The following is a 12,104-nucleotide window of genomic DNA, read 5'->3' on the forward strand; positions in this document are numbered from 1 at the left end:
TGTGAAGTAATTCAGACCCGGTAATAAAATTTACCAAAACATAATTTAGAGAAATTTAGAAAGAAGGAGAACACGATGAGAAAGAATTTAGCAATAGAAAAAGTTGTAGGCAGAGAAATACTTGATTCCAGAGGAAATCCAACGGTAGAAGTAGAAGTTGTATTGGCAGACGGAAGTCTTGGCAGGGCAGCAGTTCCCTCCGGTGCCTCCACAGGAGCCTTCGAAGCAGTTGAACTCAGGGATAATGATAAAAAAAGATATTTAGGGCAGGGGGTATTAAACGCAGTTAAAAATGTTAATACAGAAATTGCCCAGGCATTAATCGGCATGAATGCATTGAATCAGGTTGAAATTGATAAAAAGATGATAGAGCTTGATGGTACGGATAACAAAGGTCGTTTAGGTGCCAATGCCATATTAGGTGCTTCCCTGGCAGTAGCAAAAGCAGCAGCGGAATCCCTTGACCTGCCACTTTATCAGTACATTGGCGGAGTGAATGCAAAAGTATTGCCGGTACCTATGATGAATATCATTAACGGAGGTAAACACGCAGATTCCAGTTTAAATATCCAGGAATTTATGATTATGCCGGTAGGGGCACCATCCTTTTCGGCTGGACTTGAATGGAGCACAACCGTATTCCATACCTTAAAAAAACTGCTAAAAGCGGATGGTTATGTAACGGCAGTTGGTGATGAAGGTGGTTTCGCTCCTAAGTTTGGCAGTGACGACGAAGCCCTTGATTACATTGTAAAGGCAATTAAAGAAGCTGGATATGAACCAGGTAAGGATTTTTATATTGCTATGGATGTAGCTTCCACAGAGATGTATGAGGAAGCGAAAAAGGCTGGCAGAGAAGGAGAGTACTTATTCTGGAAAGCAGGCGAATATAAGACCGTTGATACCATGATTGATTATCTGGAGGACTTATGCAACCGTTATCCGATTATGTCAATAGAAGATGGTCTTGCAGAAGAAGATTTTTCAGGCTGGAAGAAACTTACCGATCGATTGGGTGGAAGAATCCAGCTAGTAGGCGATGATTTATTTGTTACGAATACGAAACGTATAAACGAGGGTATGGGACTTGGAATTTCTAATTCCGTACTGATTAAATTTAATCAGATTGGTACGCTTACAGAAACACTGGAAGCTATCGAGATGGCTAAAAACAACGGCTGGACGGCTATTGTTTCCCATAGATCCGGTGAAACAGAAGATGTGACCCTGGCTGACATAGCCGTAGCAACCAATGCAGGGCAGATCAAAACAGGTGCGCCCAGCAGAAGTGACCGTGTGGCTAAGTATAACCGGTTATTAAGGATTGAATACCAATTAGGAGATACTGCACAGTACCTTGGCAAGAACGCTTTTAAAATTAAATAAATACAAGGTTAAACCTATTTATGGAATCCTATATCTGGTATGAAACCGGAACTGGTTTACTGTATCAGTTATTAGATTAAATGCCAGGAGTAAAGATTGTATTTTATTGTATATATTTTCTAAGGGACTCCTTTCATGTTAACAGTTATCCAACAAACTATAAAATGTATTTCACATCATAATAAGTATTTTATCATCTGGTTTAAAGTGAAGATAAAACGTATTCATGTATACATTCTGGATTGTGAATTGTGAACCATTATTAAATTCAAACGGAAATGAATTAGAAACTGGACAATTAGTATAAGATGATTTGTAAAAAGCTTCTGCATGAGCAGGTATATATATCCTGTCTGCAGAAGCTTTTTATTTGTATCAAGGTGTACTATGTTAATTTATTCTTTAGCAGTAGTAATTAGAAAAGCTTCCATTAGATTACAGCGGTAATATTTAATAATATTACCACTTTGTAAGGCTAGGGTTTCCGGACCGCATATATTGATATCTCGCTGATAGCTTACATTATCATACATGGCAAAGTTACCATCCATAATATTCTCATATGGGCTTTTGTCTCTTAATTTCCTAAGTTCGTTGCTGTTCAATAGAGCTACCCCCTATATATATTTGAGTCATTCGACAATTTCCGATAAACTTTCTACTAATACTATAGCTCGTTTCGCTAAGATAATCAACTTGTATATTTAAACTTTTTAATGTATTTAATTACACTTAATTACACAGATACCTGATTTATGCATTTTTATTGGCTTCTGAACATAAGTTATAATGCAAGAATACCGAAATACAAAAATACATTTTAAATACAATCCTATGTAAAAGTATGCATTTTCTTTGTTTTGGCGCTATTTGGAAGTGTATACGATTTATAAAAGTTATTAAATTTACTTGACATTTGTCATGTTTTTGAGTATTATTTTACCTTGTAAAGATGATATGTATTTCTTATACTTAATATGTATATCACTTATATATCCGTATAAAGGATTTGAATTGCACAAAGATGTGTGTATTTTTACATATTGGGTGTGCAATTTTTTGTTATCTTGGAAAAATTATCCTTTTTGGGTATTATTATACTTTATACAGTTAAATATGCAGCATGTCGTCAAATAATATAAAAGATAAAAAGGTAGGTTATTGTATGGGTAAATACATTCTCAAAAGAGTGAGTGCAGCTATAGTGACTATATTTTTAGTAGCAACCATTACTTTTTTTCTGATGAATCTGGTACCGGGCGGTCCCTTCGTTGCGGAAAAATCCATCAGCAAGCAGGCACAGCAAGCCCTTTATGAAAAATTTGGGTTAGATAAACCACTGATTGTGCAATATAAAAATTATATGGTGAATATTATTCATGGTGACTTCGGTCTCAGCTTAAAGCAGCGTGGTCGTGATGTTGCAGGAATAATTACAAGCAAATTCCCTGTATCAGCAAGACTTGGAGGAATCTCCGTACTGGTGGCTTTATTTATCGGTATTCCACTGGGCAGTTTAGCTGCAATTAATCGTGGAAAGTGGCTGGATAATCTTATTATAGTCATTGCTACCGGTGGTATTGCGGTACCAAGCTTTGTAATCTGTACGGTGGGGATGTATGTATTCGGTGTTCATTTGGGAATACTGCCGACCATGGGTTTAACTTCACCGCTACATTATGTTTTACCGGTCTTTGCACTTTCCTTTTATCCGACAGCCTATATCACTCGGTTGATGCGTTCTTCCATGCTAGATGTAATTGGTCAGGACTACATACGTACGGCCAAGTCAAAAGGTGTGTCACAGTTTCTTTCCATTTTTAAACATGCGTTACGTAATGCGATTCTGCCGGTTGTTACTTATGTAGGACCATTATTAGCTTATACTCTTACAGGCAGCTTTATTGTAGAAAAGATTTTTGTTATTCCCGGCCTTGGAGGTCAGTTTGTTAGTTCCATCATGAACCGTGATTATACCGTTATTATGGGAACTACAATTTTTCTTGCTACGTTAGTAATTGTTATGAATACAATAGTGGATATCGTTTATAAACTGATTGACCCACGTATTCAGCTGAATTGAGGAGGAATATATAATGAAACAGAATACATTCAGTTTTCAGTTGAAGGTGGACGATTTTCTCCCTGCTTCTGATGATGAAAAGCAGAGTCTGGTACAGCTGCGCCCAAGTGTCAGCTTCTGGAAAGATGCGATAAACCGCTTAAAGAAAAATAAAGTGGCAATGGTAAGTCTTGCCGTTATTATAATAGTAATGCTTCTTGCATTTATTGTACCTAGTTTTTATGCTTACAAATATGATGAACAGATACAGGGTTCGGAGTACTTAAGACCGATGACTTATTCTGTACAGGAACAAGCCCGTATCGATTCCGGAGAGAAGGTTTTCCCTCATATCTTAGGAACGGACAATCTCGGTCGTGATTATGCTGTCCGCTTAATGGTAGGCAGTCGTATCTCCTTATTGGTTGGATTAATTGCATCTGCTCTTATATTAGTAATCGGATCTACCTTTGGTGCGATTGCCGGTTTCTTTGGCGGTTGGACAGATATGATCATGATGCGTATCGCGGATATTGTATATACGGTTCCAGACATTTTACTTATCGTTTTGATATCCTTTGCTATCAAGGAGCCTATGAACAAATTAGCCACACTGCCCGGATTTCATTGGATTCAGGTTATCGGTGTTAATTTAATTAGTATCTTCTTAGTATTTGCTTTATTATACTGGGTAGGTATGGCACGTATCGTAAGAAGCCAGGTGCTTACCTTAAAACAGAGCGAATATGTAACTGCAGCCAGAGCCTTAGGCGCAAGCAATGGAAGAATAATCCGCAGACACCTCTTGACTAACTGTATTGGTACTTTAATTGTTACAACTACATTGCAGATTCCTTCATCCATTTTTACAGAAAGCTTCTTAAGCTTCCTTGGACTGGGTGTTGCCATTCCATTACCGTCTCTGGGTTCCTTAGCCAGTGATGCGGTTAATGGTATTAATACTTATCCATATTTGCTTTTAGCACCTGCTATCATGATCAGTCTTATCATTTTAAGCTTTAACTTATTTGGTGATGGACTTAGAGATGCCTTTGACCCTAAGATGAAGAGCTAAGAAATGGAGAGGAGTAAATTATATGAGTGAATTTTTAGTAGATATACAAAATGAGCGCCTCTCTTTCTTCACCCCAGCCGGTGAAGTCAAGTCGCTCAATGATGTTTCCCTGTCCGTCCGTGAAGGCGAAGTACTGGGTATTGTAGGTGAAAGTGGTTCCGGCAAGTCTGTAACTGCTTACAGCTTAATGGGCTTAACAGCACATCCCGGTCGTATGATTGGCGGAGATATTTATTTTAATGGTCATCATGTGAATATGATGACAGAACGTGAAATGCGCAAAATGAGAGGTAATGAAGTATCTATTATCTTCCAGGATCCCATGACCAGTTTAAATCCTGTTTATACAGTAGGAAACCAGATTATGGAAGCAATTCTTCTTCATACCGATAAAAATAAAAAACAGGCTCAGGAAAGAGCAAAAGAACTTTTACAGCTGGTTGGTATCAATGAACCAGGAAAACGTCTGAAACAGTATCCTCATGAGCTTTCAGGAGGTATGCGTCAGCGTGTTATGATTGCCATGGCACTTGCCTGTGAACCGAAGCTGCTTATTGCCGATGAACCAACTACAGCACTTGACGTTACGATTCAGGCTCAGATTCTGGAGCTGATGACAGAACTTAAGCAGAAGCTTGGAATGGCAATTATACTTATCACACATGATTTAGGTGTTGTAGCCGGTATGTGTGACCGTATTGCCGTAATGTATGCAGGAAAGGTAGTAGAGACGGGAACAACAGATGATATATTCTATCACCCGTCCCATGAATATACAAAGGGGCTGCTTTTAAGTGTGCCTAATATTAATGATGAGGAACATAAGAAACTGGTGCCAATCGAAGGTCAGCCGGTAGATATGTTAAATCCTCCGGCAGGATGTCCTTTTGCACCCCGCTGCAACTCCTGTATGAAAATCTGTCTGCGTACCATGCCGGAATATACCCATGTGGATAAGGATCATTACAGTGCCTGCTGGCTGCTAGATAAGGCTAAATTTGAAAAGGAGGCGCAAGCCTGATGGAAAAGAAAAAACTAGTCGAGGTACAGCATCTTAAGCAATACTTCCCTGTACACGGAAGTGGCTATTTTGATAAAAAAGTCGTAAAAGCAGTAGATGATGTTTCCTTCTTTGTCAATAAAGGAGAAACTCTTGGGCTTGTAGGTGAGTCCGGCTGCGGTAAGACTACCACAGGACGTACCCTGCTCCGCCTTCATGAACCCACCGAAGGTAAAATTATATATGATGGAACTGATATTACGCATGTTAACATGCTTCCGTACAGACGTAAAATGCAGATTGTTTTTCAGGATCCCTATGCTAGCTTAGATCCCCGTATGACAGTGGGAGATATTGTAGGAGAAGCGATTGATATTCATAAACTTGCGGCGAATGCAAAAGAACGCCGTGACCGTATTGTAGAACTGTTAAGTCTGGTTGGACTGAATACAGAACATGCCAACCGTTACCCCCATGAATTTTCCGGCGGTCAGCGCCAACGTGTCGGTATTGCCCGTGCTTTAGCGGTAAATCCGGAATTCATAGTATGTGATGAACCTATCTCTGCTCTGGATGTATCCATCCAGGCACAGGTTGTAAATATGTTTGAGGAACTTCAGGATAGAATGGACTTGACTTATCTGTTCATTTCCCATAACTTAAGCGTTGTAAAGCATATCTCCAACCGTATTGGTGTTATGTATTTAGGTAAATTGGTGGAACTGGCAGATAGTTATGAATTAACTACCCACAGTGTTCATCCTTATACCCGCAGTTTGATATCTGCTATCCCCGTTGCAGATCCGGTTTCCTCAAGAGAAAACAAACGTATTGTTTTAAAAGGTGATGTCCCAAGCCCTGTAAATCCGCCATCCGGCTGCCGTTTCCGTACCCGTTGTCCTTATGCGGATGAGCAGTGTGCAGCGAAAGAACCGGAGTGGAAAGAAGTTTCTACCGGTCACTTTGCAGCCTGTCATCACCTGGACCGTGTTAAATAGCCACGGTATAATTCTGCCCAATCTCACCCCAAATAAACTGGGGTGAATTGTATATAACCTAAAAATTAAGGAGGGAAATTTATGAAAAGAAAAATCTCATTTTTCTTAGTACTTGTTATGTTGGCTACTACCGTTCTGGCTGCCTGCGGCAAAAAAACAGACACTAGCGACAATAACGGTAACACCAGCAGTAACACCAGCAGTAATACCAGCAGCACAACCGACGCTAACACCAGTGGTGACAGCGGAGACAGCGGTGCAGCAAAACAGCTTGTTGCACAAATCGGTCCTAACCCTGAAACTATCGACCCTGCACTTAACAGTTCCGTTGATGGTGGTAACATGCTTTTATTTGCATTTGACTGTCTGTTAAATATTGATAAAGACAATAAGATTATCCCAGGCGCTGCTGAATCTTATGAAGTAAGCCCAGATGGTCTGACTTGGACTTTTAAATTACGCAGTGGTCTTAAATGGTCTGATGGTTCACCTTTAACAGCAAAAGACTTCGTATACAGCTGGAAACGTGTTGCTGATCCGAATACCGCAGCTCCTTATGGTGAAACCGTTCTTGGTATGGTAAAAGGCTTTGATGAAGCAGCAGCTGGTAATCCAGATGCTTTAGGTGTATCCGCACCTGATGATACTACTTTCAAGGTTGAACTTTCTCATCCATGTGCTTACTTTGACAAACTTGCGGCATTTGGTGTTTTAAGTCCTGTTAACCAGGCAACTATTGAAGCCAATGGCGATGCTTGGGCAACTAAACCTGAAACTTATATCTGTAACGGACCTTTTTATATCAGTGAATGGGTACCAAGCTCTTACATTCTTTTCAAGAAGAACCCTAATTACCGTGATGCGGGATCCATCAAACTGGATTCCATCAAACTCCTTCTGATTGAAGATGCCAACGCTTCTTATGCAGCTTATCAGGATAAAACAGCAATGATGATTAAAGATGTACCTACTGCAGAAATTCCTTCCCTTCAAGGAAAAGAAGACTTCCATATTGATCCCCTTTTAGGAACTTACTACCTTGACCTTAACAATACGTTACCTCAGTTCTCAGATTCTAGGGTACGTCAAGCTTTAAGTCTTGCAATTGACAGAAACTATGTTGCCGAAACCTTAATGCAGAAAACCTATACAGCAGCTCCTAACTTCATTGGTACCGGTGTTGTTGACTGGGATGGCAGTCCATTTATGGATAATGCTAACGGTGGAAAACCTTATATTGATCTTGGTGATTTCCAAGGCAACCTTGCAAAAGCAAAACAATTGTTAGCAGACGCAGGATATCCTGAAGGTAAAGGTTTCCCGGTTATTAATTACTCTATCAATGATTCTGGTTATCACAAAGTAGTAGCTCAGTATTTACAAAAGGCTTGGAAAGAACTTGGTATTACTATGAACGTTAACGTAGTTGAATGGGCTTCCTTCACTCCTATGCGTCGTGCTGGTGACTATGAAGCAAGCCGTGATGGATGGTTATTTGACTATAATGATCCTTCCAATATGTTAGAATTAATGGTTAGTACAAATGGTAATAACAATGCTAAGTACAGCAATCCTGACTATGATGCATTAATGGACAAAGCAGCCGCTGAAACAGATCCTAAGACTCGTTCCGATTTACTTCACCAGGCTGAAGATACTGTTATGAAAGATGCTGGCATTATTCCTATTGCTTATTATAATGACTTCTATCTGCAGAGCAGCAAGATTACTGGTTCCTGGCATTCTCCTTATGGATACTGGTACTTCCAGTATGCTGATATTGCAGAATAATAGTAATTTGCAACAGTATTCAATTTAATATTTTATTAAGGCTGAGGAGTCAGGTTTAATAAAAATTATGATTTAAGAAAGAGAGTTGATGATTTGCTGATATACAGCTATTATCAACTCTCTTTTTGTATAATAAAACATAATTAGTATAATGAGATAAACCCGTAGGAGATGCATAAAATGTGTATCTGGAAGATTGTCACTTTCTGGTCTGGCGGCAGTATTAGAGTCTGACCGCTCAGGCAGGAAATATTTATTTCTTCCCTTTTTGCAGTTCTACCACCACAATAGGCATAAAGGATAAAACAAGGACTACGGACCACTGTGCAGCGTTTAAAGGTACTACCTTGAAAATAGCAGCTAAAGGTTCAAAGGAGATTACAATAATCTGTAAGAAGGAGCATACGATAAAGGACAGGATTAGCTGCATATTGGAGAAAAATCCAATTTTTGTTAAGGAATGTTCACTCCGCATATTAAAGGAGTGGAATAACTGAGAAAGGCTTAATACGGCAAAAGCCATGGTACGGCCAATATAAGGGGTAATATTGCCGGCTATTTCCACAGTAGTGCCATGCCTTAAAAGGGTATCGCTGATACTTTGGCTGTCATAAACCCGAATACCTATAATAAAGGCCAGTAAGGCCAAGAAACCAATAAGGATACCTTCAATTATAATCTTAAATACCAAACCGTCTGCAAACATGCCTTTATTCTGAGGTATTGGTTTTTTTCTCATAATATCCTTTGCAGCTGGTTCCATACCTAACGAGATGGCAGGAAGGGAGTCGGTAACTAAATTGACCCACAACAGCTGAACAGCTAACAAAGGAGATGGCAGACCTAATAGGATAGCAGTAAATATGGTAATAATCTCTCCAATATTACAGGATAGGAGAAAGTGGATTGCTTTTTTGATATTATCATATATGCCCCGGCCTTCCTGAACGGCAGATACTATGGTTGCAAAATTATCATCGGTTAATATCATATCGGCAGCATTTTTTGCCACATCTGTTCCGGTAATACCCATAGCACATCCGATATCGGCAGCTTTTAAGGCAGGTGCATCATTAACACCATCACCGGTCATGGCTACGACTTCTCCTCTGGCCTGGAAGGCTTTTACAATACGGACCTTATGTTCCGGTGAAACTCTTGCAAATACACAATAGCGAGGAATCTGCTCAATAAGGGTATCTTGATTCATCTGACTTAATTCCTGACCGGTCATAGCGGAATCCTCGGCAGACATGATACCTAGTTCCTTTGCTATAGCGCAGGCTGTGGATACGTGGTCACCGGTAATCATAACCGGCTTTATGCCTGCCATTTGGCAGGTTAATACTGCATCTGCAACTTCTTCCCTTGGTGGATCGATCATACCAATTAAACCTACCAGAGTGAGTCCGGTTTCTAAAAAATTACAGATTTGCTCTGTGGTATTTCTGTCAGGAGCAGTATGATTGTGCAGTACTGTGGCAGAGCCAATATCCTTATAAGCAACTGCTAGGACTCTTAAGGCTCGTTCAGCCATATTCTCGTTTAACTTATTGACTGACTGCAGGTGGACTTTTGTGATGGGAACCTGCTTTCCATTTTGATAGATATAGGAGCATTTATTGATTAAGACATCAAAGGCCCCTTTTGTTATGCTTCTTATATTGCCCGAAGGATAATTATGTACGGTTGTCATCAGCTTTCTGGTTGAATCAAAGGGGATTTCAAAGATTCTAGGGTTCGTGCTGTCAAGTTTTGGCTTTAATAAATCAATATGGTAAGCTGCCATAATTAACGCTTTTTCCGTAGGTTCACCGGTAGCGGTAACCCCTGACCGTTTTCCTTTACCGGATACCTGAAGGATGGAATCATTACAAAGAGAAGCCAGTGATAGTAAGAACTTACTGAACAGGCTGTCAGGCTGTTCTTTACCCTGATAGGAGGCTAATTCCGTTACTGTCATTTTGTTTTGGGTTAATGTACCGGTTTTATCGGAACAAATAACAGTAGCACTGCCAAGGGTTTCAACTGCAGGGAGCTTACGGATGACTGCATTTTTCTTAGCCATACGCTGGACACCTAAAGAGAGCATAATGGTTACAATTGCCGGAAGACCTTCCGGAATCGCAGCAACCGCCAGACTGACAGAGGTCATGAACATATCAAAAACAGGGCGGCTTTTTAGTATTCCTAAGAGAAAAATAACGACACAGATTAGTAAAGCTGCTATCCCCAGGGCTTTTCCCGTTCCTGCCAGCCGTTTTTGAAGAGGAGTCATAGGTGTTTCGTCCTCCATAATTAACCGGGCAATATGACCGACTTCTGTATTCATACCGGTTGCGGTAACCACTGCGGTTCCTCTGCCATAAGTTACCACTCCGGTTGCCATAACCATGTTATGGCGGTCAGCTAAAAGAGTATCTTCCTTTAATACGAGATCTGCTTCTTTTTCAACGGGATGGGATTCACCTGTTAAAGAGGCTTCTTCAATCCGCAGGTTTACAGCGGTTAATAATCTGGCATCTGCCGGTACAAAATGTCCGGTTTCCAGATAGACGATATCACCAGGTACTAAATCTTTCGCATCGACAGATATAATTTCGTGGTCCCGTAAGACCTGGGCAGATGGTGCAGACATTTTCTGTAAGGCTTCCAGGGATTTTTCTGCTTTGGTTTCCTGCATGACACCCAGAATCGCATTTAAAGTAATGATTAACATGATTATGATTGGATCAACGAAATCCAGGTTTCCGTGTAACAGGGAAACGAGGAAAGACACCAAGGCTGCACAGATTAAAGTAATAATCATAAAGTCTTTAAATTGACTGAAAAACTTTATTAATACACTCTTTTTCTTTTTTGAGTCTAATATATTAAGTCCATATTTTTTTTGCCTTTTTATTACGTCCTTTTTAGATAAACCCTCTGTTTGTGAGCTCTCCAGTAGTTTTAAGGTTTCCTCTTTTGTGATATTATGCCAGTTCATCATATAAACCCCCGTGTTAAGTCAATATTTTTTTCAGTATGTCTTAGCTAATTATATGAGGCATGTGCAAAAACAATTCACTTGTCTTTCCTTACATGAACAAGCAGAGATAATCCGATAAATACAACGAAAGGCAATATAACGTCCTTATAACGGGTATAATAACCACCGACAATATCCCAGTTTTCACGCAGATAATAACCAAGACCTATTAATATGGTATTCCAGATGGTAATTCCTGCAAAAGAGGAGATAAGATAAGATATGAAACTCTGCCCTGCGGCACCGGCTATAAATGCAATATAGGTGCGGCAGATAGGAATTAAGCGTCCGAAACACACAGCCAGGTCACCGTATTGTTTAAATTTAGCCTGGGAGGAGAGAATTCCTTTTTCAGCCTTTGGGAATTTACTGATTAAGCGGTTTATTAATGCACCGCCTCCCAGGCGGCCAATCAGATAGCAGAAGCTGGTACCGATCAGACCTGCCAGAACACTAAGGGACAGTATGGTTAAAAAATTAATATGCTGTAAGGAAGCCACGGCACCAGAAAAAGGAAGTACAATTTCACTGGATAAGGGAAAACAGGCATATTCAATTAAAATAATTAGAAACATTGCTAATAAGCCATATTCATTAATTAAGTTGGTAAAAAAGCTCATTTCAACTCCTAAAGCCAAATTTATACAATATATTAGCAATAAAGTTTAAACATGATTAACTTTGGTATTAACAAATCCTTGAAAGAATGGTATAATTTATGGCAATTGGGTTTTTATCTGATTAATAATATAAGAATACTTATT

The 12,104-nt window shown here is 39.7% G+C and carries 9 protein-coding genes; 6 read left to right on the forward strand and 3 right to left on the reverse strand.

Annotation, left to right across the window (positions count from 1 at the left end):
• Positions 1-75: 75 nt before the first annotated feature.
• The gene (gene eno, locus QA584_RS11845; RefSeq protein WP_278274719.1) at positions 76-1,386 is read left to right on the forward strand and encodes a phosphopyruvate hydratase; all 1,311 of its coding nucleotides are present in this window, start codon (positions 76-78) and stop codon (positions 1,384-1,386) included.
• A gap of 395 nt (positions 1,387-1,781) precedes the next feature.
• On the opposite strand, the gene QA584_RS11850 is transcribed toward eno, so the two are convergent.
• Positions 1,782-1,991 carry a hypothetical protein gene (locus QA584_RS11850; RefSeq protein WP_278274720.1) on the reverse strand — a complete coding sequence of 70 codons (210 nt, stop codon included), beginning with the start codon at positions 1,989-1,991 and terminating at the stop codon, positions 1,782-1,784.
• A gap of 560 nt (positions 1,992-2,551) precedes the next feature.
• Here QA584_RS11850 and QA584_RS11855 point away from each other — a divergent pair.
• The 5 genes from QA584_RS11855 to QA584_RS11875 all read left to right on the forward strand — a co-directional run bounded on the left by QA584_RS11855 (position 2,552) and on the right by QA584_RS11875 (position 8,312).
• On the forward strand, positions 2,552-3,469 hold the full coding sequence (locus QA584_RS11855; RefSeq protein WP_278274721.1) for an ABC transporter permease: 918 nt from the start codon (positions 2,552-2,554) through the stop codon (positions 3,467-3,469).
• Between the two features lie 13 nt (positions 3,470-3,482).
• A complete protein-coding gene (locus tag QA584_RS11860) occupies positions 3,483-4,523 on the forward strand; it encodes an ABC transporter permease (protein WP_278274722.1) in 1,041 nt (346 codons plus the stop codon).
• 22 nt (positions 4,524-4,545) lie between these two features.
• Entirely contained in the window at positions 4,546-5,544 is a 999-nt protein-coding gene (locus tag QA584_RS11865; protein ID WP_278274723.1) for an ABC transporter ATP-binding protein, read from the forward strand.
• Entirely contained in the window at positions 5,544-6,521 is a 978-nt protein-coding gene (locus tag QA584_RS11870; protein WP_331487906.1) for an ABC transporter ATP-binding protein, read from the forward strand. The genes QA584_RS11865 and QA584_RS11870 overlap by 1 nt, the downstream gene beginning before the upstream one ends.
• Before the next feature lie 81 nt (positions 6,522-6,602).
• Positions 6,603-8,312 carry a peptide ABC transporter substrate-binding protein gene (locus tag QA584_RS11875; RefSeq protein WP_278274724.1) on the forward strand — a complete coding sequence of 570 codons (1,710 nt, stop codon included), beginning with the start codon at positions 6,603-6,605 and terminating at the stop codon, positions 8,310-8,312.
• Between the two features lie 253 nt (positions 8,313-8,565).
• On the opposite strand, the gene QA584_RS11880 is transcribed toward QA584_RS11875, so the two are convergent.
• A complete protein-coding gene (locus QA584_RS11880) occupies positions 8,566-11,301 on the reverse strand; it encodes a calcium-translocating P-type ATPase, PMCA-type (RefSeq protein ID WP_331487907.1) in 2,736 nt (911 codons plus the stop codon).
• Positions 11,302-11,375: 74 nt separating this feature from the next.
• Complete coding sequence (locus QA584_RS11885) at positions 11,376-11,960, reverse strand: DedA family protein (RefSeq protein WP_278274725.1); 585 nt, start codon at positions 11,958-11,960, stop codon at positions 11,376-11,378.
• Between the last annotated feature and the right edge of the window lie 144 nt (positions 11,961-12,104).

Origin of the sequence: Anaerocolumna sp. AGMB13025, from assembly GCF_029689925.1 — a bacterium.
Classification (GTDB): Bacteria; Bacillota; Clostridia; order Lachnospirales; family Lachnospiraceae; genus Anaerocolumna.